The sequence below is a fragment of the Infirmifilum tikiterense genome (assembly GCF_054696565.1).
This window is the reverse complement of the sequence record NZ_CP182482.1, coordinates 986,711-1,006,832: the sequence shown is the minus strand read 5'-3', so window position 1 is coordinate 1,006,832 and position 20,122 is coordinate 986,711. Positions and strand designations below refer to the sequence as shown.

General features: G+C 55.9%; 25 protein-coding genes. 10 read left to right on the top strand and 15 right to left on the bottom strand.

Annotation, left to right across the window (positions count from 1 at the left end; genetic code table 11):
* Positions 1 to 241: 241 nt before the first annotated feature.
* The gene (locus ACNO7C_RS05595; protein ID WP_460024134.1) at positions 242 to 1,141 is read left to right on the top strand and encodes an alpha/beta hydrolase; all 900 of its coding nucleotides are present in this window, start codon (positions 242 to 244) and stop codon (positions 1,139 to 1,141) included.
* Positions 1,138 to 2,415: an MFS transporter gene (locus ACNO7C_RS05590; RefSeq protein ID WP_460024133.1), complete on the top strand. Its 1,278-nt coding sequence runs from the start codon at positions 1,138 to 1,140 to the stop codon at positions 2,413 to 2,415. The genes ACNO7C_RS05595 and ACNO7C_RS05590 overlap by 4 nt, the downstream gene beginning before the upstream one ends.
* On the opposite strand, the gene ACNO7C_RS05585 is transcribed toward ACNO7C_RS05590, so the two are convergent.
* Positions 2,399 to 3,820: a transglutaminase-like domain-containing protein gene (locus tag ACNO7C_RS05585; RefSeq protein ID WP_460024132.1), complete on the bottom strand. Its 1,422-nt coding sequence runs from the start codon at positions 3,818 to 3,820 to the stop codon at positions 2,399 to 2,401. The genes ACNO7C_RS05590 and ACNO7C_RS05585 overlap by 17 nt on opposite strands.
* A gap of 110 nt (positions 3,821 to 3,930) precedes the next feature.
* Between ACNO7C_RS05585 and ACNO7C_RS05580 the strand changes: the two genes are divergently transcribed.
* Together ACNO7C_RS05580 and ACNO7C_RS05575 are read left to right on the top strand one after the other, a co-directional pair.
* Positions 3,931 to 4,590 (top strand): adenylate kinase family protein, encoded by a 660-nt coding sequence (locus ACNO7C_RS05580; RefSeq protein WP_460025911.1) that lies wholly within the window; start codon positions 3,931 to 3,933, stop codon positions 4,588 to 4,590.
* Positions 4,591 to 4,617: 27 nt separating this feature from the next.
* The gene (locus ACNO7C_RS05575; RefSeq protein ID WP_460025910.1) at positions 4,618 to 5,121 is read left to right on the top strand and encodes a hypothetical protein; all 504 of its coding nucleotides are present in this window, start codon (positions 4,618 to 4,620) and stop codon (positions 5,119 to 5,121) included.
* Between the two features lie 70 nt (positions 5,122 to 5,191).
* Here ACNO7C_RS05575 and ACNO7C_RS05570 read toward each other — a convergent pair whose 3' ends face one another.
* Positions 5,192 to 5,686, bottom strand: coding sequence for an AAA-associated domain-containing protein (locus ACNO7C_RS05570; RefSeq protein WP_460024131.1), 495 nt, complete (start codon positions 5,684 to 5,686; stop codon positions 5,192 to 5,194).
* A gap of 92 nt (positions 5,687 to 5,778) precedes the next feature.
* Here ACNO7C_RS05570 and ACNO7C_RS05565 point away from each other — a divergent pair, with 92 nt between their 5' ends.
* Together ACNO7C_RS05565 and ACNO7C_RS05560 are read left to right on the top strand one after the other, a co-directional pair.
* Positions 5,779 to 7,290, top strand: coding sequence for an ABC transporter permease subunit (locus tag ACNO7C_RS05565; RefSeq protein WP_460024130.1), 1,512 nt, complete (start codon positions 5,779 to 5,781; stop codon positions 7,288 to 7,290).
* Positions 7,291 to 7,294: 4 nt separating this feature from the next.
* On the top strand, positions 7,295 to 8,053 hold the full coding sequence (locus tag ACNO7C_RS05560; RefSeq protein WP_460025909.1) for an ABC transporter ATP-binding protein: 759 nt from the start codon (positions 7,295 to 7,297) through the stop codon (positions 8,051 to 8,053).
* 183 nt (positions 8,054 to 8,236) lie between these two features.
* Here the strand turns inward: ACNO7C_RS05560 and ACNO7C_RS05555 are convergent, their stop codons facing one another.
* The 5 genes from ACNO7C_RS05555 to ACNO7C_RS05535 form a co-directional block, all read right to left on the bottom strand.
* Positions 8,237 to 8,614, bottom strand: coding sequence for a hypothetical protein (locus tag ACNO7C_RS05555; RefSeq protein ID WP_460024129.1), 378 nt, complete (start codon positions 8,612 to 8,614; stop codon positions 8,237 to 8,239).
* A gap of 39 nt (positions 8,615 to 8,653) precedes the next feature.
* Positions 8,654 to 9,427, bottom strand: coding sequence for a molybdopterin-binding domain-containing protein (locus ACNO7C_RS05550; protein WP_460024128.1), 774 nt, complete (start codon positions 9,425 to 9,427; stop codon positions 8,654 to 8,656).
* 12 nt (positions 9,428 to 9,439) lie between these two features.
* A complete protein-coding gene (locus ACNO7C_RS05545) occupies positions 9,440 to 9,859 on the bottom strand; it encodes a nucleoside 2-deoxyribosyltransferase (protein ID WP_460024127.1) in 420 nt (139 codons plus the stop codon).
* On the bottom strand, positions 9,829 to 10,335 hold the full coding sequence (locus ACNO7C_RS05540; RefSeq protein WP_460024126.1) for an Lrp/AsnC family transcriptional regulator: 507 nt from the start codon (positions 10,333 to 10,335) through the stop codon (positions 9,829 to 9,831). The genes ACNO7C_RS05545 and ACNO7C_RS05540 overlap by 31 nt, the downstream gene beginning before the upstream one ends.
* An 83-nt stretch (positions 10,336 to 10,418) precedes the next feature.
* On the bottom strand, positions 10,419 to 11,075 hold the full coding sequence (locus tag ACNO7C_RS05535; protein ID WP_460024125.1) for a hypothetical protein: 657 nt from the start codon (positions 11,073 to 11,075) through the stop codon (positions 10,419 to 10,421).
* Positions 11,076 to 11,379: 304 nt separating this feature from the next.
* Here ACNO7C_RS05535 and ACNO7C_RS05530 point away from each other — a divergent pair, with 304 nt between their 5' ends.
* Positions 11,380 to 12,084: an HAD family hydrolase gene (locus ACNO7C_RS05530; RefSeq protein WP_460024124.1), complete on the top strand. Its 705-nt coding sequence runs from the start codon at positions 11,380 to 11,382 to the stop codon at positions 12,082 to 12,084.
* On the opposite strand, the gene ACNO7C_RS05525 is transcribed toward ACNO7C_RS05530, so the two are convergent.
* The 4 genes from ACNO7C_RS05525 to ACNO7C_RS05510 all read right to left on the bottom strand — a co-directional run bounded on the left by ACNO7C_RS05525 (position 12,024) and on the right by ACNO7C_RS05510 (position 15,215).
* Positions 12,024 to 12,650, bottom strand: coding sequence for a DUF4443 domain-containing protein (locus tag ACNO7C_RS05525; protein WP_460024123.1), 627 nt, complete (start codon positions 12,648 to 12,650; stop codon positions 12,024 to 12,026). The two genes, ACNO7C_RS05530 and ACNO7C_RS05525, sit on opposite strands and share 61 nt — an antisense overlap.
* Positions 12,631 to 13,089, bottom strand: a complete 459-nt coding sequence (locus ACNO7C_RS05520; RefSeq protein WP_460024122.1) for a DUF4430 domain-containing protein — start codon at positions 13,087 to 13,089, stop codon at positions 12,631 to 12,633. The genes ACNO7C_RS05525 and ACNO7C_RS05520 overlap by 20 nt, the downstream gene beginning before the upstream one ends.
* A 26-nt stretch (positions 13,090 to 13,115) precedes the next feature.
* On the bottom strand, positions 13,116 to 13,637 hold the full coding sequence (locus ACNO7C_RS05515) for an ECF transporter S component (protein ID WP_460024121.1): 522 nt from the start codon (positions 13,635 to 13,637) through the stop codon (positions 13,116 to 13,118).
* A gap of 276 nt (positions 13,638 to 13,913) precedes the next feature.
* On the bottom strand, positions 13,914 to 15,215 hold the full coding sequence (locus ACNO7C_RS05510) for a DsbA family protein (RefSeq protein ID WP_460024120.1): 1,302 nt from the start codon (positions 15,213 to 15,215) through the stop codon (positions 13,914 to 13,916).
* Positions 15,216 to 15,330: 115 nt separating this feature from the next.
* Here ACNO7C_RS05510 and ACNO7C_RS05505 point away from each other — a divergent pair, with 115 nt between their 5' ends.
* The gene (locus ACNO7C_RS05505) at positions 15,331 to 16,539 is read left to right on the top strand and encodes an aminotransferase class I/II-fold pyridoxal phosphate-dependent enzyme (protein WP_460024119.1); all 1,209 of its coding nucleotides are present in this window, start codon (positions 15,331 to 15,333) and stop codon (positions 16,537 to 16,539) included.
* A 166-nt stretch (positions 16,540 to 16,705) separates the two neighbouring features.
* On the opposite strand, the gene ACNO7C_RS05500 is transcribed toward ACNO7C_RS05505, so the two are convergent.
* Both ACNO7C_RS05500 and ACNO7C_RS05495 read right to left on the bottom strand, forming a co-directional pair.
* Positions 16,706 to 17,125: a PIN domain-containing protein gene (locus tag ACNO7C_RS05500; protein WP_460024118.1), complete on the bottom strand. Its 420-nt coding sequence runs from the start codon at positions 17,123 to 17,125 to the stop codon at positions 16,706 to 16,708.
* Positions 17,113 to 17,367: a hypothetical protein gene (locus ACNO7C_RS05495; protein ID WP_318537759.1), complete on the bottom strand. Its 255-nt coding sequence runs from the start codon at positions 17,365 to 17,367 to the stop codon at positions 17,113 to 17,115. The genes ACNO7C_RS05500 and ACNO7C_RS05495 overlap by 13 nt, the downstream gene beginning before the upstream one ends.
* 93 nt (positions 17,368 to 17,460) lie before the next feature.
* Between ACNO7C_RS05495 and ACNO7C_RS05490 the strand changes: the two genes are divergently transcribed.
* Entirely contained in the window at positions 17,461 to 17,841 is a 381-nt protein-coding gene (locus tag ACNO7C_RS05490; protein ID WP_460024117.1) for a hypothetical protein, read from the top strand.
* A 231-nt stretch (positions 17,842 to 18,072) separates the two neighbouring features.
* The gene (locus ACNO7C_RS05485) at positions 18,073 to 18,459 is read left to right on the top strand and encodes a putative metallopeptidase (RefSeq protein ID WP_460024116.1); all 387 of its coding nucleotides are present in this window, start codon (positions 18,073 to 18,075) and stop codon (positions 18,457 to 18,459) included.
* On the opposite strand, the gene ACNO7C_RS05480 is transcribed toward ACNO7C_RS05485, so the two are convergent.
* Complete coding sequence (locus tag ACNO7C_RS05480; protein ID WP_460024115.1) at positions 18,449 to 18,799, bottom strand: hypothetical protein; 351 nt, start codon at positions 18,797 to 18,799, stop codon at positions 18,449 to 18,451. The two genes, ACNO7C_RS05485 and ACNO7C_RS05480, sit on opposite strands and share 11 nt — an antisense overlap.
* Positions 18,800 to 19,008: 209 nt before the next feature.
* The gene (locus ACNO7C_RS05475; RefSeq protein ID WP_460024114.1) at positions 19,009 to 20,061 is read right to left on the bottom strand and encodes a hypothetical protein; all 1,053 of its coding nucleotides are present in this window, start codon (positions 20,059 to 20,061) and stop codon (positions 19,009 to 19,011) included.
* Positions 20,062 to 20,122: the final 61 nt, after the last annotated feature.

The following is a 20,122-nucleotide window of genomic DNA, read 5'->3' as shown; positions in this document are numbered from 1 at the left end:
GTCTTGAAGAAAGCTCCCATGCCTTCTGGCTCCTCCTTTTCTGCCTTGCTTGCACGGTCGGTCTGCTTAGACCCGTCTCCCTGCTATTTGAGACACACCTGTTCTGGGGTTCCGGGAAAGAGCCTCGAGAATCTTAAAATCGGCTTCGTCTAGCATGCTCCAGCGATAGGATATCCACTTGGGATACGTTAGTTTTTGCGTGGAGCAAAATATAAATAGCTTTCTCACTATGCTTATTTTCGTGATAGAGGAATTACTACTGTTTCTGGCTGCCGTTGTGCTCGCCGTGCTGGTCGTTATAGTGTCCCTTGCCTTCATCGCCTCCGGGAAAATGCTGAAGCCTCCACGGAGAACCGGCTCCTGGACGCCTAGGGACCTCGGGTTCGACTACGAGCGAGCAGAGGTCAGGACGCACGACGGTGTGATCCTCAGAGGCTGGCTCGTGAAAGGCAAAACGGACAGAACCGTGGTAGCCGTACACGGGTACACGTCGAGCAAGTGGGATGAGGGCTACATGAAGCAGATCCTCGAGATCCTGGCGAGGAACGGCTTCAACGTAGCCGTTTTCGACATGCGCGCTCACGGCGAGAGCAGCGGCGACTACACGACGCTCGGTTACAGGGAGTGCGAGGACGTCATGCGCATAATCGACTGGCTGGAGGAGAGGGGGCTCGCTTCTAAGCTCGGCATCATAGGGTACTCGATGGGTGGGGCTATCACACTGATGGTCTCCTCAATGGACCCCCGGGTGAAGGCAGCGGTGGCCGACAGCCCATACGTGGACATAAGGAGCTCTGGGAGGAGGTGGGTCGGCAGGGTGAAGGGGTTGATGGGCCTGCTGCTCCGTGCATCCTACCCCCTCATCGTCCGGTTCACTGCTGCGAGGGCCCGGATCAAGCCTGAGAGGCTCGTGATGTACGAGTACGCCAGCAAGATAAAGATCCCGCTCCTGCTAATAGCCGGCGAGAAGGACGACCTCGTGGCGCTGGATGAGGTGAAGAGGCTCTACGAGGAGGTAAGAAGGGTCAACGAGAGAGCTGAGCTCTGGGTTACCCCCTCAAGGCACGTTGCGTCGATTCTCGATAGCCCGCGAGAGTACGAGGAGAGGGTTGTGGGGTTCTTCAGCAGGTGGTTGGCGTGAGCGGTAGGCGTAGCGTAACCTTGATCCTAGCGTCCCTTTTCCTCCTAGTGCTGTCCTACTTCATGGGCTACTACATGCTTAACCCGATCATGCGCACTCTGCACGAGGAGGGTCTTATCCCGGGTGCCACAGAGGAGGAGTGGAGGTACTACGGAGGCCTCGTAGCCACCCTGCTGCAGGGCGTGGGGCTTGTCCTCTCCTTCGCGTGGGGTGTTTTAGCGGACAAGTACGGTCGAAGGCAGGTGATATTCCTCCTCGGCCTCGTGATGGGCCTGGGGATGCTCCTGGTGCCTACGGCTACCAGCTACAGCCAGCTCCTCGCGTACTTCCTCCTCTTCGGGGTAGGCTACGTTGGAGTGGGGCCGGCTATATACGCTTTCATCTCGGACGCTGTCCCGCCGGAGAGCAGGGGGAGGGGCTACGCCATTTACTACGTGTCCAGCGTTCTGGCCATGATCCTGGCTATCGTCGTCGCGGGGGTCCTGCTGCCCTGGAGGGTTGCTTACACGATCTCAGGCACGGTGGTGCTCCTGACAGCCGTGGTCCTCTACTTCTCTTCTAGGGGGATCACGGTTGGGTTCTCGGAGGCCAAGAGGGAGGTCGGGGCCTATAGGTTTAGAGAGGCTTTGCCGAGCATCCGGAAGCGAACGGTCCTCTTGGTCCTCCTCATGATCGTGCCCTGGACGATCCCGTGGGGGATGCTCAGCGTGTGGTCCATAGACTACATTGTGACCAAGTGGGGTGTCGCTAAGGAGACGGCGTCCCTCGTGATAGCGCTGGCGACGCTTTCGATAGCGTTTGGGCATATAATAGGAGGAACCCTGAGCGACAGGCTTGTGAGGAAGGGCGACGTGGGCGGCAGGACGAAGGTCTCCATCCTTGGCATAGCGGTGGGCTACCTTGCAATGCTTTCAATGCTCCTCTACCCCTACCCGCGGGGCGAGGCGAGCCTGTCCGCTCTCCTCCTGCCGGCGAGCCTAGCGGTCTTTGGGATGATGTTCACGACCTTCGCCTACCCGAACATAAACACCATCCTCAGCGAAGTCGTGGTCCCGGAGCACAGGGGCACTGTCTTCGCCGTTTACAGCATTCTGAACAACCTGGGCTGGACGCTGGGACCTACCTTCTACCCGCTGCTCATGGGATCGGTCTTTAGGAGTGGAGACGTCGTCACCTCAATGACGCTCGCCGCCTCCGTCACGGTCTCACTGTGGTTACTGGCGCTGGCTCTGTGGGTGCTGATACACAGGTCCTACCCTAAGGAGAGAGTGTAGTTTCTCCCTCCTCTACTCTTTCTACCTCCAGTATTTCCAGCCTGCTCTCCCACTCGTCATAGTAGAGGTTTCTGTCGTCGCACTCCACCTCCCCCTGCTGGTTGTCCACAGGGTCAGACCTGAAGTGCTTCTTCGGAGGGTAGAACTGCGTCGAGATGTCCGAGTTAGCCGCGAGCCTGAAGCCCTCGATCGAGCCGAAGTAGAACTCGGTGCGCCACTCCTCCCCCCTCCTCTTGTTCCCGAAGCTGGGATCCACGTAGACCCACCCGTAGGGCTCGAGGAAAATCTGCGCCCAGTCGTGCATGCCGGGCCTGACGGGGTTCATGTACCACCCCGACTGCCAGCGAGCCGGGATCCCGGCGATCCTAGCCATCGTTATGAAGAGGAGGGCCTGCATCCCGCAGTCGCCGCGCAGGTTCCTGGCCACGTACTCGCTTATGTTGTCGTAGAGGGCGTAGTCCTGTGCGAAGGTGTACCTGACGTTGCTCGTTATCCACTCCCATATCCTCTTCGCCCTCAGAAGCGGGTTCTTCTCGCCGCCCACGACCCTCTCAGTCAAGCGCACAAGATAGTCCGTGAAGGCGATGTGCGGGGGCTTCTCCGCCGTGTACTTCTTAAACACGTCACTTGACTCATCGACCCACACCTCGCTCGGGTCTAGCCTAGCGGCGAAACCATAGGAAACGTACTCGTACGTTAAAGAGACACTTCCCTCGCCCTCGAGCTCGAAGTACGCCGTCCGCTGAGGGTGGTCCGGAGGAGCGAGGGCCTTCGGCTCAGGATGCGATTGGAGAATCCTGAAGCCCCTGTTAATCCCCTCCTCCCTGGGGATCGGGACCCAGACCCTTACCTTCCCGCTGCACGGCTCGCGGGGCGCAACCCTCAGCGTGAACCTGACCGTGTACTTGAGAGGAAGGAGGTGGCCCGCCCTGCCCTCCGCGACGGCATCCGAGACCCTCATCGCCCTCCTTCTAAGGGTCTCCCTGGCGATCTCCTCTAGCTCGCTCACCCTACGTCTCCTCCCCCCCTCAAGCTCGGGGCAAAGCCAGAACATGTTTGGGATGAAGCGCCGGAAGACCTTGACCTCGCCGTCGAGGGTGAGGCTGTCAACGCAACCCTTCGCAATGAGGGACTGGAATTCCTCGAGCGAGAGCGAGGGGAGTTCTTTCGAGGCGAGCTCGAAGGCCTCCTTAACGGAGTACGGGTACTCTCGCGCGAGCCTCCTGATTCGCTCCAATTCGAATAAGAACCTGAGCTGCTCCTCTCCCCTCTTCTCCTGTAGCAGGCTCTTGATCTCCTCAATCGCTCGTGTCACGTTGCCTGATTCCAGGAGAGAGTGAACGTGCTCTGGCAGCCTCAACTTCATGAAGTAGAGGACGTTGCTCCCTCCCTGCTGGTCCTCCACGTCTCTGGATGTAGGGCGCTTGCTTTTTAATCTAGCCTTGAAAGGTGTTCAGCCTACCGAACGCAACTTATATCTACTAGTTGCAGGTCAAGTAAGTAAAGGGTGGAAAAATCCGGCTAGCCCTTCTGGGTCCGCCCGGAGTCGGTAAAGGAACCTACGCGGCAATGCTCTCGCAGGCTTTTGGGATACCACATGTTTCCAGCGGTGACCTACTCCGAAGGGAGGTAGCAAGCGGCACCGACTTAGGAAGACTGGTGTCCAAGTACATGGCTCAGGGTGAGCTTGTCCCAGACAGCCTCGTGAACAGGGTCTTGTTCGAGAGGCTTTCTAAGCCGGACTGCCGGCGCGGCTTTGTCCTCGACGGTTACCCGCGCACGCTGAGCCAGGCAGAGGCCCTGGAGGCTACGTTCCCCCTAGACCTGGCCATCCTCCTTACGGCGCCCCTAGAGGTCGTCGTCGAGCGTCTGGCTGGGAGGCTCTACTGCCCGGCGTGCGGGGAGGTGTACCATGAGAAGTGGAGGCCTCCCGCCAGGCCGGGGGTTTGCGACAAGTGCGGGCACGCGCTCATCAAGAGGGCTGATGACGCTCCAGAGGTGGTCGCGCGGAGGTATAGCGAGTACCTTTCCTCTTCGAAGGCTCTAGCGGAGTTCTACGAGAGAAGGGGGAAGCTCCTTGCCTTCGACGCAAGCGGGGATGCGCGGGTCCTCTGCCCGCGCTTGGTCGAGAAGATCGAGGAGCTGCTCCGGGGAAAGGAGGTGGTAAAGCTTTAAGGCTGTCTTCGCCTACTAGTATTAGTGATGGGTGGCGAGGCGAGGCTGGGCAGGTTCCAAGTTATGGCTCTGCTCCAGGCTGCCAGGTACTTCCTGCTCACCGGGGACAGGGAGAAGGCGTTCTCGTTCGGCCTCAACAGGGCTATATTCTACGCGTGGGCTAAGCGGCGGGGCGTGCCGGTGGCCGCTTCACGCGAGAGGGTCTCCAGGGGTGTCGAGGTAGCGCGCGAAGGAGGTAGGGGGATCGTCTACGTGGGGGACGAGCAGGCCTTCGTCAGCGACAACGGGTGGTTCACGATGGGCGGTGAGGAGCAGAGGCCTGAGGACTTCGAGAGGGAGGTTGCCAGGAGGATAGAGGCCGTTATGCCATTCGAGGAGGCGTGGAGGCTTGCACTGGACTACGTCTCGAGCTTTGACAGAAGGGTTCTCCTCTCGCAGAGGGAGTTCTACGAGAAGGTTTACTTACCTGTCCGGGACTCATTCCCAAACATTAGCTTGAAGAAAGGAGGGGGGCAGACGACGCTCTTCTAGGCTCAGACTCCGCCGTAAGCCTCACCGCTCGGCTCTAGCGAAACTCATCCTCCACTTTTATAGTGAGAAGCTAGATTAAATGTATTTCCTCGTCGTCCTCATCCATTTTGAAGAGGTTGAGGAACGCCCCCCAGATGAGCAGGTTCTTTTCCGCTTCCTCGGATCTACCCGGGTAGTACTTCTCCACGATGCTCTTGAACTCCTCAACGCTGATTTTCTTCTTGGTCTTCAAGACGGAGACGAGCTCGTGTAGTGGCTCGATTTTCGACACAGCGTTTTTTAAAAGGTACTTCAGGCTCTTCGGGTCGCTCTTGGCAACCTTTTTACCCAGCTCGGTCAGCGAAAGGTTTCCCTTATCGGATTTGACCAGCCCTAAGGCCTCGGCAACATCTATCGCTTTAGGCAGGATCTCTACGTTCTCGAAGACAGCGTCACCCACGTACATGGAGTCTACGCTACCTCCTAGGCTGTTCAGCACCTCGACGAGCCCGAGGATGTGGTCAGGGGTCACGTCGACAGGTAACAGGATTTTCTCCTGCCTGCTACGGCTAGGATCCTCGGACACCTACCTGAGTCACCCGCTATTACGATTTATTATGAGCTACATTTTTTAAGTTTTCTATCTCTAAGAACCCAAGGTAAAGAAGGGTGGGTGGCGTGCCCGTATGGGTAGACCTGTTAGCCTCGGTTGCGGCAAGCCTGAGCAGGATGATTGCCGCCTACGTGGTCTCCGTAATACTAGCCCTAACTGTTGGAAGCTTGATGGCCAAGAATAGGACTGTCGAGAGAATTCTCCTACCCGTCCTCGACGTCCTGCAGTCGATCCCCATCTTGGGCTTCTTCCCTGCTGCCCTCGTGTTCTTCGTAACGTACCTTCCGGGTGGGATTGGGGCGGAGGCGGCCTCAGTCTTCCTGATAGTTACCAGCCTCGTGTGGAACATGATCTTCGGTGTCTACTCCTCTGTTAAATCCTTGGATCCTCAGTTCGAAGACATGGCCAAGGTTTACGGCTTCGGGCACGCCGCCCGCTTCTTCTACATATACACTCCGGCCTCAAGGAACTCCCTAGTGGCGAACAGCCTCGTCTCATGGGCTGGGGGCTGGTTCTTCCTAACGTCCGCTGAGGTCATTTCCCTCGGAAGCGCAGAGTACCGGCTGAGGGGGTTGGGGAGCTTCATACTGGATAACTTCAACGCCGGTAACCTTATCGGGTTTTACCTCGGCGTTGCCGCGCTTTTAACCGTTATTGTAGCCACGTACATCCTGGTTTGGAACCCGGCGGCCTCGATTGTTCTGGGCAGGAGCCTCCCGGGAGTAGTTCGCTCCTACGAGGCCGTTCACTTCGTGGTCGCTTCGCTGTGGAGCCGTCTAACCGAGGCTACGATACGTATTGAGAAGAGGTTTCTGGAGAGTAGGATTCTTTTAGCCTCCGCGAAATGGCTCGCTCTGCTCGCCGTGGCATGCGTGCTTGTCCAAGCCCTGCTCGCGGCTTGGGGGCTGCTCTCAGGAAGCGTCTTCGCGAAAGTAGTCTCTGTTCTTGTTGAGCTCCCCTTAAGCCTGGCTCGCGTGGCTCTCGTTGTGGTGTTCTCCTTCGCCACGTCACTCCTAGTGGCCTACTTCTCGTACCGCTCACGCGTCTTCAGCGCGGCAATGACCCTTGGGGGAGAGCTCCTCGCGTCGATCCCCGCTATCGTGTGGTGGCCTCTCCTCGCGGGAATAGCCCTTGGAAGCAGATTGGGATCGTACACCGTCTCCTTCATCGTTTTCCTCCAGGGATCGTTCTGGTACCTCTACTTCAACATCCTGGTTTACGGGCTGGGCAGCATCAGGAAGGATTTCGAGGAGCTTGCCGAAGTTTACCACTTCGGCGCGCGGCACTTCTTCAGATACATCTTCGTCCCCTCCCTGCTACCCTCTGTGGCCGCAGGGGCGTTAAGCGCCTGGGGTGGCGCGTGGAATGCTAGCGTGGTGGCCGAGTACGTGGAGGTGTCGGGCAGGACGATAGACCTGGGTGGAGTGGGCGCGCTGCTCAACCGGCTCACGGTCTCCGGCGACACGCTGGGTTTGATGCTCTCAGCGCTTGTGCTTTCACTGGTCATCGTGGCGATTAATAAGACCCTTTGGTCTAGGTTCTTCAACTACATAGAGGGCAGGTATGTGGGTGAGTGAGCTCATGAGCGCTACAGCTACTCATAAGGGAGGCATCCTGGCGCTGAGGAATATCGAGAAAACCTTCGTCGAGGACTCGAAGAGGCTGAAAGTGCTTGATGGCATCTCCCTGGAGATCGGCGAGGAGTTCGTCGCAATCCTGGGACCATCTGGTTGCGGTAAAACAACTCTCCTGAGGATAATCGCGGGGTTGGAGAAGCCTGACTCCGGGGTAGTGGAGGTTCAGCCTGCAGGCGCGAGGATAGGATTTATCTTCCAGTTCCCCACCTTGCTGCCGTGGATGACCGTTCTCGAGAACGTGGCGCTTCCGCTGCACGTTAACGGGCTTTCGTGGAGCGAGGCCAAGGAAAGGGCCAGAAAATACCTCACGCTGGTCGGCTTGCAATCCTTCGAGGACTTTTACCCGAGAGAGCTGAGCGGCGGGATGAAGCAGAGGGTGAATGTTGCTAGAGCACTGGCGATCGAGCCTACGATACTGCTTATGGACGAACCGTTCTCAGCGCTGGACCCGCTCACCGCCGAGACCCTTCGCTCGGAGATTCTCGACCTCTGGACGTGGGGCGTCACGACCGTCAGAACGATCATCATGGTGACTCACAGCGTAGATGAGGCGATACTCATGGCGGACAGAATCGTCGTCCTTACAGCCAGACCTGCTAGGGTGGCCGGGATAGTCAACGTTGATATTCCAAGGCCTCGCGATCGCCGGTCGCAAGAGTTCCAGAAGCTTGAGGACAAAGTCTACGAGCTCATCAGCGCCTGACATCCTCCCCGCCTTAAAAGACAAGTCTTTCAGCTGTAAACCACCTTCCTATACCTCCCTTAAAGCCCATTTTACTTATGCATGGAAAACTGGAATATGGGACTTCCTCACTCGCCGGCTTCTCGTGGATCTTTGTCGGGCAAGGTGAGACGTTTTCAAAAAAGCATAGGTAGAAAAACGTTCTCAAAAGTTATCTCCCGTTTCTCGGCAGGGGGAGAGAGGCGGGATCGAGAGGTACTCTGTTTGGATGTTCGCGGCCTCGATTACGAGAGCTCTTCCCGGCCTGTTTCCGGGCCTGTAGGCGTTGTGCCACTCCTCGACGACGTAAACCTTACCCTGTTCCATCTGCACCTCCTTCACTTCGACGCCATCTTCTGAGAGAACCAAGTTTATCTCCCCGTCGAGAAGTATGAAGAGCTCTGGTCGGTCGTGCTTTTCGAGGACGACAACCTCTTCCAGGGAGGCGTTTTCTGGAACGTATATCCCCGCTCTCCAGCACTCGTCGTCGGTGAACACAATGCTCCATCGGCTTTTGTACTCGCGTGTATCTATGACTTTCATCGCTTCAATAATAGGCGTGCACCTTGTAAAGCCTTGCGACTAAAGCTCCTCGCCGCCTACTTCTGGGGCTTTTTCAACAAAAGATCTGCCCAGCTTCCCGGCGATCTCGGCGGCTTTGCTCTCGAGGGCGGTCATCTTGTCCGAGAGCTCCTCCGGCGTGGTGGCGTAGAGGGTGAAGACCACTGGGACGCCTTTACGCCCCATGAACCTAGCGTCGAGCCTGATGAACGCGCCCTCCGCCTGGCTTGAAAGCTCCTGAACCAGCTTTTCAGCCTCCTCTACCGCCCCGTCGAAGCTGAGGGTGAAGGTCAGGGAGTACTTTTTGCCCGTTTTCTCCCGGAAGAAGTCCTGTATACCCATCTCAAAGCACTCAACGGCCTCCTCGAACCTAGGCGGAGTGGCTGCGATGAACTTGTCATCCATCAGGCTGAACGCCACGAAGCCGGGTACTGGCCCCCTCTCGTTGGGGACTATGTAGCTGAATTCCGGGACTGTGGCCTTTTCCTCGAGATCCCCTGGGACGTTCACGCTGTCTGAGTAGTACATTCGGACTCTCTCAAGCGCTTCGCTGTTCACCTCGACGCCTAACCCCAGAGCCTCCGCTATTTTCTCGACGACTTCCCGGTAACCCGCTCCTCCGACGACTAGTAGCGCGTCGTTCTCGCTTAAAAAGGCTCGGATTCTTCCCAGCTCCCCGCTCTTCAACACGTAGTGGCTGACCTCCACACCTATAGCTTTCAGGTAGCCCGTAAGCCACCTGAGGGCTGAAGAGGGGTTTGAAACGTTCTCCAGAAGCACTAGACCCACCTTCAAGGCTCAGCACCTCTATACTACGCCTTCAGCTACCAGCCTCTCTAAGGCTTCCCGGGGGTGCTCGTACTCCACGAGGCGGAAGTTCTCCCACGTGATGCCACGTATAAGAGACGACAGGCTATCCGCCCTCTCGCGCTTCACAAGCGCCACCGTCTTCTTCCCCTTTAGCAGCGCGTAAGCTATCTCGAACCCAACGCCTAGGCTGGGATAAGAGACCTCCGCGATTAAGAGATCTGAGTCGTCAAGCAGCTTCACGTCCCTCTTGAAAACTTCCTCGTGCGTGAGCCCCTTGTCCGTGTCGAGCGTCTCGTCTGCGACGTGCTTGGTCAGGACAGTGTGCCCTCTAGCTTCCAGGAGCTCGATGAGCTCCCGAACCTCCTTCAGCGCCCCCCTCACTCCTCTCATGGGAGCTGCGAGGTAGATTTTTGCCATTCCCTGGCACCCCACTTGTAGCTCACAGGCAGCTTCGTGGTCTCCTTCACGCTCTCAAGGACAACAGAGGTATATGTCTTTTCCACGCCCTCCACGTTTCTCAGCTTACTCACAACGAAGTCCCCCAGCTCGTCCACGCTTTCAACCCTGACTTTCACGAGTATGTCCCACTCACCCGTGATTATGTGAACTTCCTGCACCTCGGGGAACCTTGAAATCACCTCCGCAACCTTCCTCTGGTCGATCCCCTGCGTCCTAGCGAAGCTTACGAATATGAAGGCGACTGTCGGGAAGCCGAGCTTCTTTGGGTCTAAGACAGCCCGGTAGGCTTTTATGTACCCCTCTTTCTCGAGCCTCTTCAGCCGGGCGTGTACGGTGGTTATAGGGGATCCTATCTTCTTGCTCAGCTCCTTTATCGTGAGCCTAGCGTTTTCCTGAAGAGCTTCCAGGATCGCGATGTCCTTGTCGTCGAGCATCTTTTTCGGCTTGTAGGAGGGGTCTGTGTAAAATATATGTTTCGATTCTCTAGGTTTTAGAAAACTTTTTCAGAGAATTTTTTTTAAAGGTTGTATTTGCCGTAGATTTCCTCGAGGCGTTCTAGGATACCCGTTACCCCTCGGGAGCGCCCACTCCTCCTCAGAATCCTCTTCGCTTCCCTCAGTGCTAGGAGCGCAGCCTGATACTCCGCCTCGCGCTCTATCTGAAACAACACTTTCCTGACAACCTCAATCGCTCTGAGTATGGTTGCCTCCTCGGGCAGGTCTATGTTAAACGAGACGTAGAGCGAGTCCTCGGCGAAGTCCACGTAGAGCTCGCTGATGTAGCCAGCGTCTTCCGCCTCCTCCAGTACCGCGGACAGAGCCTCCATGTAGGCGTAGAAGCCGATGTAGCTCTCCCACGTTTGAGGCCACTCGTTTAGCTCGACGCGCGCGTGGCCTTTCCCAATCTTCACATCGAAGAAAAGCCTTGAGGAGTACCTCAGCGTGTAGACTATGTTCTCCTGTATTCTCTCAACCGGCTCTATGTAGACGCCAGGGGGTATCTCCTTGAGCCTCAGCCTTCTCAGCCTCCAGAGGGGAACGGGAACAGTGTCGCCTACCCCCTCATACACGCTTCCGTCGATATCAAGGTAAAGCACGTCGCCCTCCTCAGAGAAGAGGGCCTTTATTTTCCCGCTGGCCACGAGCTTCGAGGGAGATTCGCGAAACTTGTCCATAACTGTTTCAAGCCTTCCTTTATGAGCTAAAAGGTCGTATTAAGGATTACCGTTAAGGCCGCGCCCAGCGCATAGCGAGGGGCTATGGAGAGGTTACGCAAGCCCGCCTGGTCGGTGAGGCTGTAGTCGGCAACGGGGTGCACCTCTGTCTCCTGAGAGACAACACAGCACGAGCCTTACAGAACCCGTGGATCGAGTGCAGGGGACGAGGGGAAATGTAACGTCGAGCCAGGGGCTCGGCGGGGGCAGAGGGAGTAAGAGATGAAGCTATATATTCCTGTGTGCGCAGGAAGTGGAGACTACGATGGTTCAAAAGGTAAAGGCCGTCTTCTTCGATATGGGCGGCACTCTGGTCTACGACGTGGGCTTCGAGGAGGCTCTTTCGAGGAACTTAGCGAGCTTTGTGGAGGAGAAGCTTGGGCTTCGGGTGGAGCGAGAAAAGGTTTTAAGCCTGTGGAACGGGGTCGGCGACTCGTGGCGCGACGTTGAGCTTTGGGACCTGGCAAGGGCGATGCTCTTTTTGCGCAAGCTCGGTGCGACTCCTAGACCGGTTCTGGCTGAGGGGCTTTACGCTAGGGTCCTCGAGTCGTATGTAGAGGGCTTCAGGCTCGAGCCTTGCGCTGAAGAGGTCTTTTCGAAGCTGAAGGAGATGGGTTTACTGCTCGGGGTGATAACGAACGTTGGTAGCTATGAGATAGTGTCTCGTAGACTCGCGGAAGTCGGGCTTCTAGACTACGTTGACGTCCTGGTAGCATCGCAGGCTTTTGGCTGGAGAAAACCTTCCGAGGAGATCTTCAGGGTCGCCTGCTGGCTAGCAGGTCAAGAGCCCTCGATGTGCGTGCACGTCGGCGATGACCCTGTTGCCGACGTTCTGGGGGCGAAGAAGGTTGGAATAAGGGCGATTCAGGTCCTGAGGGTAGCGAAGTACAGGTCGGATAGCGCCGACGCTTACGTCAACTCTGTCTCAGAGGTTCCTTCGGTGGTAAGGTCCTGGCTCAGCTCGGAGTAGTGCCTTCCGTAGAGAAGGCTCAGGAGCCCGGACAGAGCATCTGCGAGTCTGTGGGCGAAGGCTGCGATGATCAAGGAGTTCTCGCTGAGGGATCTCCTCCTTGTGATCTCGCGGCAGAGGTTGCTCGCGTAAACGCAGAGGTCGATACCCGCTGGGGGGAGCTCCAGGGAACCGTTTCGGTACACCGAGATCACAGCGCCCTGCGCGCCACCCCTAACCGCATCATCCCTCATCCCGAGGACATTTAGAGACGCTGTGCGGGGGGCTCTAGCTATAGCTACAACGGCTACGTTCGCGTTAAGCTCCCGCGCGTCGCTGAGGAAAAAAGACGACACGCCTCTGCTCAGCAAGGCGCGTTCAACAGCCTCCATGCCCTTGGGGGAGATCCTAACCCCAGCTCTCCTCTTTTCCACGAAACCTGCCTGAGAGAGCTCCAGGAGAATCCTCCTAACCTTGCCCTCCCCTATTCCCAGCTCCTCGGAGAGTTGTGCTCTTCCGATAAACGACTTTGAGAAGTAGAGAAAAAGTAGTACTAGTACATGCTCTTTAGAACTTCCAGTGCTCATACCTCCAGACTATCGTCTCCCCGCTCGCCAATTTATACCTATCAGCGGCGACCTCGCCCGCCACGAGCGCCCTCTTGGCTTCATCGAACCTGTACCACATCCACGAGTACCCTTCGTTCTGGGACACTATCTTCTCTTGAACAGAGTTCACAGACGTGACGTACGCCCCCATGGACGACAGCTTGTACTCCACCTTGGCGACGCTCACGAGAGCTGTTAGTGCCGTGGATCCGCGAGGTAACGGGGTGCTGTTAAACCACACCAACGTCCCGTTCCCGTAGTCTATCCCTACGTTGACGAGAATCACCTTGCCCCCCAGCGACCCGACTTCGCGTCTGAGGTAGCTGTTCTCCAGGTAGAGGTAGCTGGCCACGCTTGTTGCAACGATCGCCCAGATCAGCAGCACTAAGAGCAGAATGCTCAGCCTTTTCTGCGACACAAGAGTGTTGGTTGTTTATCCATTATTTAAACTTTCCTCTTTGATAACTCCTCTATCAGCAGCACTGCTAAAAGCGACGTGGAGCCTTCGGTGAGCGGGCCTACCCCCACAAGGTAGCCTCCCATTACCGGGAGAAACTCCCCAACGAGGCCTGTAAGAAATGCTTCAAGTGGACCAACCCCAAAGAGTACATAGAGGATGGCCGAAGTAAGTATGTCAAACAAGAATACGAGTATATATGTTGCAACAAAGTTGAAAGTTTTCCCAGCACCTGGGTGGTAAACCCACCTATAGAGAGAGGCGAAAAGCCCTGCAAGAGTAGCGTTCACGAGCGTCCAAGCTCCGGGGAAAATAAGGAGGTCTGAAAGCGCATACGACAGAAAACCCACCAGGAAGCCGACCCGTGCTCCAAATAGAACTGAAGAGACGAAGGCAAAGGCCAGAGGGATGTTTATGAACTGTACAGCGGTTACAGCATTCTTTGAAACCCGGAACGCGACGCTGAGTGAAGTAAAAGTAGCCGCAAGGGCTATCTCCTTAGGTTTCATCCGCGAAAATGGATAAATATCCATTTTATAAGTTTTTCTACAAATTCCGTGCACCGCTTCCCTAGACAGTACACGGTTAGAGACAGTAGAAGCAAAAAGAGTAGAATGATGATAAGAGCGGTGAGAGCATAGTAGGATCTAGCGTAGACTTCCAGAAGGGCTGGGCTATTGAAGCCTGTCAAAGCCGCAGCCATGTTAACTATGCTGATCACAAGCATAAGCGTGAAGGCAAAGAAGAGGAGGATGAGCAGGGTTTCAGCGGGAAGCCTCAAGGTTCTATCCCTGTGACTCGAGCCAGGAGAGTATGGACGCGAACTGCTCCTGCGTGATGCATGGCTTCAGCTGCAAGCACCCAGTTACGACGAGACCTTTTCCGCTATCCTTGTTCCAGAAGAATAGCGTGGGAGTCCCTGTGTACCCCATGTTTGACAGTTGCTGGGCGTTCAGCTGAACCTCAGCGACCGTGCTGTTGGCACAAGCGAGGGCTTTCTCCACGATTGTATCCGGCAAGTATCTCAACGCTATTTTCCTGGCGTCGCTCAGGGTCGTCGATACACCGCTCGCGTAGAGGTCACGGGTTATGTTGAAGTACGCTGACGGGTCTCTCGTGTAGTTGTAAACGCACCTCGTAAACGCGTGCATGTCTGTGACCTCCGGGTGTACTATAAGGTCTACGAAGACCAGGCGAATCCTGTTTTCCTTGACCAGGGACTGCATGTAGCTACCCATGTTCGTGATGAGGTCTGCGCAGAAGGGGCAGTGGTAGTCCTCCAAGATGTACAGCGTAATGGGGGCATTCTCGCCGTATGCTACGCCGTTCTCGAGAAGGCTCGGCGGTGGGCTACGAGTTTCGTAAACCCCTATGTTCAGGTACTCCATCAAGGAGCTCTGAGTGTTGTTTGAAAGACCGTATATGTTGTCTCGGAGCTTCACGAGGTACGGCACCCCCTCTGAGAGGTTGAAGTCCGATCTGAAGATTACTGCAGGCAAAGTCTGCAACGGCACCCCCAACTCTTCTGGCTTTGCTGTCGAGATCTTCGATATGTTGGCCAGCGCTACCTGGGTGAGCAGGTCCCTGAGCTTCTGCTCGCTGATGTTGATTTTCGCGAAAGGCGCTGAGCTCTCGACAATAACGGCCTCAGCGGTGGCTCCGAAGCTAGGGCTGACACCCTGGTAGTAGGCTAGGACGGCGGATATCGAGGGGGAGATCACTCTGTATTCGCCTACGCTCCCGGAGGTGAACTGGGCCAGGGCCGGGAGGTCACCTTTGTAGAGCAACGCAGGGTATACTCGCAGTCTCTGGGGCAGTGACGAGGCTTGCACGGGGCATACTGGCGTGTTGATGATGTTTATTCCGTAGTAGCTCTGCAGGATAGACTTGAACGCCGAGGTGATAGAGTCCATCGCGTTCTTCTGCTGCTCGTTCTCGTACACGTAGACCAGCGAGGGTGAGGGGCAACTCGGCGCCTGAGGTTGCGTTGATGGGAGCGGTACTAGACCCTTGAGCGTGATGAACGCGAGTAAGCCGTTGGCTACCAGCGCGGTAGCTACTATTAACAGCACGTGCTCTTTTTTCATCGAGCTTTCAGTCCTCAGGGCTGTAAGAGCTTAGCCTGTGAAATAAACCTGTCTGCCAGCCTGATTGCCCCTAGCAGAGAGAAGATATATAAATCATTTTCAGCAATTTTTTTACGTGAGTAAAGCCGTAAGCCTCTCCAAGAGGATAAGCGGGCTGGACTACCCTATAAGGAAGTACAACGCGCTTGCAAGAAGCCTCGAGGAGAGGGGCGAGAAGGTCATTTATCTCAACATAGGTGACCCGCTGAAGTACGACTTCCAGACACCGAGAGAGCTCATCGAGGAGGCCTACCGCGTGATGCTCGAAAACCACAACTACTACGCTTCATCGGAAGGTGTCCGTGAGCTACAGGAGGCGATCGCGTACAAGGAGAAGGTGTGGAACGGCGTCGAAGTTGAGAGCAGGAATGTTCTCGTGACGAGCGGCGTGTCGGAGGGTATAAACGCCCTGTTCGCCGCGCTTGTGGACGACGGCGAGAAGGTTCTGATACCTGACCCCAGCTACCCTCTCTACATAAACTTCGCAGACTTCTACAACGCGAACAAGGTGTTTTACCCGCTGGTAGAAGAGGAGGGATGGGTACCTGACACGGACAAGCTTCGGAGGCTTGTAGACAATAACGTTAAGTTCATCGTGGTGAACAACCCGCACAACCCCACTGGCGCTGTGTACCCCGTGAAGACTATCAAAGAGATCCTCGACATAGCCGCGGAGTGGGACATCCCTGTCGTCAGCGATGAGATCTACGACGCGTTGACTTTTGAAGGCGAGTTTGTGAGCACCGCTAGGGTTGCAAGCAAGGACAACGTTGTGATAGGGCTGAACGGCTTCTCGAAGACCTTCCTTGCCACGGGGTGGAGGCTCGGCTACGTGTACCTCAAGGGGCCTGAGGAGAAGGTTTCGCAGATCCGCTCAGCTATTCTGGCTTTTCTGATGACTAGGCTTTCCGCGGTCACGCCATTGCAGGTCGCGCTGGCTAGGTTCGCCAGGAGGAAGCCACTGTTCCTCGAGGAGGTTAGGAGGAAGATGGATGAAAGGAGGAGGTTCACCTTTAAGCGCCTCAACGAGATCCAGGGGTTCCGGCTCCCCGTAGCCCCGGCAGGCGCTTTCTACGCCTTCCCCCGGGTAGAGGCTAACATGAGTGACGAGGAGCTTGCCAGGCGGCTACTGCTGGAGGAGAAAGTCTTCGTGGTCTACGGCTCCGGCTTCGGGCCGGTGGGTGCAGGCCACGTAAGGCTTGTGTTCCTGCCGCCGCTGGAGGTGCTAGAGGAGGCCTTCAACAGGATCGAAAGGTTCATGAGAAGAATTCAGCGCACACCGTAGCCTCCTCCCATGAGCGGCCCCCCCCTTGAGGAGACAGCGATCATATTAAAGCCCCTACTCTCGTTAGGTCCGTGGAACCTACCCGCAGATCATCCTGGTGAACCGGTTTCCCGTGGGCTATTTAGATCCGGAGAGGTTTTCCCGCAAAGGATTAAGGAGTAGCGGCTCAAGGCATGACCTGTATGCCCCTTCTCTTGGCTATTTCTTTAAGGTCGGCGTCGTACGTGGCTAGGACCGCGCCGAGGCGCTGGGCGAGGACTAGGATTATGTAGTCGTTTATCATAGTTGGGTCTGCGCTGTCCTCTTTCATCCACTCAAGAGCCTTTAGAAAAACCTCACTGTTCTCGCTGATGTAGATGAAGCGCGTATCCCCGAAGTATTCCTCGAGCTTCTCCCTGACGACGTCTAGGTCTATCTTAAACTTCGTCAGGAGCAACCACAAGTACTCGTGGAGGACAATGGATGCCATGTACACTCTGTCTGCATCATCCAGAAGCTCGGACGCCTCAGCGTGCTTCTCGCTGTCCTCGAAGGTGTCGTGGAGAAGAATGTCCGTGTCCACGACAAGCCTAGTTACGTCTCCCATCTGGCCACCACCAGCTCATCGAGAGCTTCCTTTATTAACCTCTCCATCTCCTCTGTTGTTACCTGCCGCCCTAGCTTAAGCGGTGCTCTCTTGCTCCGAAATCTGAGAACCAGGTTTGAGCCCTCACGGGTAATGGTTACGTACGAGCCGGGCGCTACCCCTAGCTCGTTTAGAAGGGGTGCCGGGATCTTTAAGGTGCCGTCTTCGCCTAACCTAACTATGTAGCGTTTACGCGCAGGCACAGGAGGCTCAAAGCATTCGCGGCTTTTATACCTTAGCCGGACGAGATAACGTTTTAATGAGACGTGCTACGATGCTAAACTAGGTTTACGCGGATGTCGGAGGCAAGGACTTTCGAGCTTGACGGTGTAAAGTTTACGCTCCTCGAGGGTTTCAAGGACCTTTACAGGGTGCTGGCTGCGCAACCAGTCGGTGAAAGGTGGGATGTGCTCGCAGTAGACGAGTACATGACTGCCGAGGTCGTGTCGATGGGAAACGTGGTAAGAGTAGCTTTATACGCTGAGGTCGATACCGAGAAGATTCCCGAGCAGGTTCCTGCGGACCAAGACATTGAGGTTGAGGCAGAGCCTGGAAAGGTAAAGCTGCGCTTCCTAGCTGATTACACGTTTCAGGGCAGGACGACGGCGTTAGCCATAGTGAACCGCGTGAACAAGTTTAGGGGAGTACTCTCATCCATTCTGAGCTCTTCGAGGTAGCTTGCACCTTACACTCCCAGGGAGGTCGCCGGCCTTTTCAAGCGAGTAAGGAAGCCTGTGCGTACTACGATTAAGTGAAAGTTTCAGCATTCGATTCACGCGGCATTAGAAGGGATGAAACTAAATTTGACATTTGCTTTCACTAAAAAAGAAGTTAATGTGCAGAAAGTGGAGACCTTTAGTGATGGGCCTTAAATAAGCAGGATCAATCCTACCCTTTGGGTGTAAATCGTGCCGAAACTTCGCTACGCGCATGCATGCGACGTGGAAGCCATGGCTAAAGACATCGTCGAGAAGCTGGATATGAAGTGGATTAGATTGGAGCATGTCAGGTTCATAAGGAGTACGGGATCAAAGAGCTCGGCTACAGCGAGGATTTACGGGCTCCCGAAGTCGTTTCAGGTCGCGTTTAACCTCCCCCCGCTTTACGTCATCGAAGTGATCTCCGAGAAGTTCGACGTGCTCCCAGCCGAGAAGCAAGTGGAAGTTTTAGTGCACGAGCTACTTCATATTCCCAAGAGTTTCTCCGGAGGCCTCCGACCTCACGGCAAGGCTGTTAACAGTAGAGTCGTCCGCCGCCTTACAGAGAAATACCTCTCAACGTTGGCTAGGCGATGATGTCTGCTTCAATAGGCGTAGCTTTGTACTCGCTGGTTACTGCTTCGAGAAAACTTTGAGCTTCGCGGATCACCCTCTCAACGTAGCTCAAGTTCAGGCACTCGCGGAGAGCGTAGCTCACCTCCAGCCCTAACACACCCCCATCCAATCTTATAACGTCAACCGACGCGGGCTCGGAGGCTATTGAGGAAATCTTCCCGGCCAGCTGGAGGGGGTCTGCTTCTCTCAGCACAACCGGGATCACTACGCGCAGGCTTCCTTCATCCACCCTCATGAGTATGACCGCGCCTGGCACATCCACCCCTTCACTGATCCGAGGCCCCCTCTTCGGGGTACTCATGGGCTCCGCGCCTTCAGCTCGCCCCGCCAGCTTACTTGGACTGTACGGCGAGGCTTGCCTCGGCGCCTCTCAGCCTCATCGCGCCGCGCGGGGCACCCACCTACGGCCTCGTGACCGGGGTGGGAACTGGTGACTCTCAATACCCCACCTGGTTTGGAGTTTATCTCTTTTTCGCTGTGAACACTGAAAGTAAAAACGGATCTAGATGATTAGCTGGGGAAGAATTCTTCCTCGGGGTCCGGGAACTCCCCCCTCGTTCTGTAGCGCTCGATTACGCGCGTCGACAGCCACGGGAACTCGCGCTCGTCGATAACCAGCAGGGCTCCGAGGGGCATTTCGGGGTTCGTCAAGTATATTATCTCGTATACTAGTCGTTCGAGGTAGCTGGGCGGCTGACCGAGAACCACAGCGCTGGATTCACCTACGAGTGCCTCGTACATGTAGGGAGCCTGTATCAGGGTTCTGGCCGTGGACTCCCCCTCTTTACCGCTGAAAACGTAGAGCTTTAAGGGTACGAGCTCTGGGTTTAGCCTGAAAATCACTCTGTTGTGAGACCATAGGTTGATCACGTGCGTGCGGTAGTGGTAGCTCATCAGCTGCCTGCTGGGGGGCTCTATCTTGAAGCCCTCCTTGATTAAGTTCGACATCTCACTCAGCTTCGTGTAGGCGTACTTCATCTTGAAGTAGAGCACTGTAAAGTCCACCCAGTCGACCCACTTTCTCTCCTTCGGTTTCTCCGGAACCCTGGACTCGGCGATAACCTCAGACAGTTTTTCTGCCGTTGGCACCACCACGTTGATGCCTGGCACGTACCTCGTGAGCTTCCCGCTAGGCAACCAGTACTTCACCTCATAGGTTTTTAGGGCGTAGACAGGCTCGCTCCGGAAGGCTGATACGTAGTCATGCACGTACTTCTCGGGGACCAGCGCCTTAACTCCTACGAGCTGCTTCTTCCCGAGTAGCTTGTACACGGCCTGCGTGTAGAGGGGAACCTGCTTCAGCTCCCGCTGCTCGAGTATCACGAAGACCGATTGGAAGCCCATCATGTCGAAGTGCGGCACGAAAGATATGCCTATGTTTAACCTGCTGAGCCTTTTCACAACGTCGATCACCGTGCTGTAGGGCAGCGGGGCCAGCTCCGAGATCTTCGAGACAGTGAGCGCCCTCGCTGCAGCTGAGATGACTTTCCACTCATTAGGGTTCAGCTTCAGGGAGAGACCACTTCTCGCTATTGCTCCGAGGGAAGCCTCGCTTGCATACATTCATGCATCCCTGCGAGTCACGTCGTAAAAGCGTTTAATAAAAATATCCTTTTTATTTCGT

Excerpts from the sequence above, each read along its gene's own strand:
- ACNO7C_RS05555 (WP_460024129.1), bottom strand. The coding sequence starts at position 8,614 with ATGAAAGTCATAGATACACGCGAGTACAAAAGCCGATGGAGCATTGTG.
- ACNO7C_RS05475 (WP_460024114.1), bottom strand. The coding sequence starts at position 20,061 with ATGTATGCAAGCGAGGCTTCCCTCGGAGCAATAGCGAGAAGTGGTCTC.
- ACNO7C_RS05540 (WP_460024126.1), bottom strand. The coding sequence starts at position 10,335 with ATGCTCGACGACAAGGACATCGCGATCCTGGAAGCTCTTCAGGAAAAC.
- ACNO7C_RS05530 (WP_460024124.1), top strand. The coding sequence starts at position 11,380 with ATGGTTCAAAAGGTAAAGGCCGTCTTCTTCGATATGGGCGGCACTCTG.
- ACNO7C_RS05480 (WP_460024115.1), bottom strand. The coding sequence starts at position 18,799 with ATGAGTACCCCGAAGAGGGGGCCTCGGATCAGTGAAGGGGTGGATGTG.
- ACNO7C_RS05560 (WP_460025909.1), top strand. The coding sequence starts at position 7,295 with ATGAGCGCTACAGCTACTCATAAGGGAGGCATCCTGGCGCTGAGGAAT.
- ACNO7C_RS05490 (WP_460024117.1), top strand. The coding sequence starts at position 17,461 with ATGTCGGAGGCAAGGACTTTCGAGCTTGACGGTGTAAAGTTTACGCTC.
- ACNO7C_RS05500 (WP_460024118.1), bottom strand. The coding sequence starts at position 17,125 with ATGGGAGACGTAACTAGGCTTGTCGTGGACACGGACATTCTTCTCCAC.
- ACNO7C_RS05515 (WP_460024121.1), bottom strand. The coding sequence starts at position 13,637 with ATGAAACCTAAGGAGATAGCCCTTGCGGCTACTTTTACTTCACTCAGC.
- ACNO7C_RS05545 (WP_460024127.1), bottom strand. The coding sequence starts at position 9,859 with ATGGCAAAAATCTACCTCGCAGCTCCCATGAGAGGAGTGAGGGGGGCG.
- ACNO7C_RS05510 (WP_460024120.1), bottom strand. The coding sequence starts at position 15,215 with ATGAAAAAAGAGCACGTGCTGTTAATAGTAGCTACCGCGCTGGTAGCC.
- ACNO7C_RS05575 (WP_460025910.1), top strand. The coding sequence starts at position 4,618 with ATGGGTGGCGAGGCGAGGCTGGGCAGGTTCCAAGTTATGGCTCTGCTC.
- ACNO7C_RS05525 (WP_460024123.1), bottom strand. The coding sequence starts at position 12,650 with ATGAGCACTGGAAGTTCTAAAGAGCATGTACTAGTACTACTTTTTCTC.
- ACNO7C_RS05535 (WP_460024125.1), bottom strand. The coding sequence starts at position 11,075 with ATGGACAAGTTTCGCGAATCTCCCTCGAAGCTCGTGGCCAGCGGGAAA.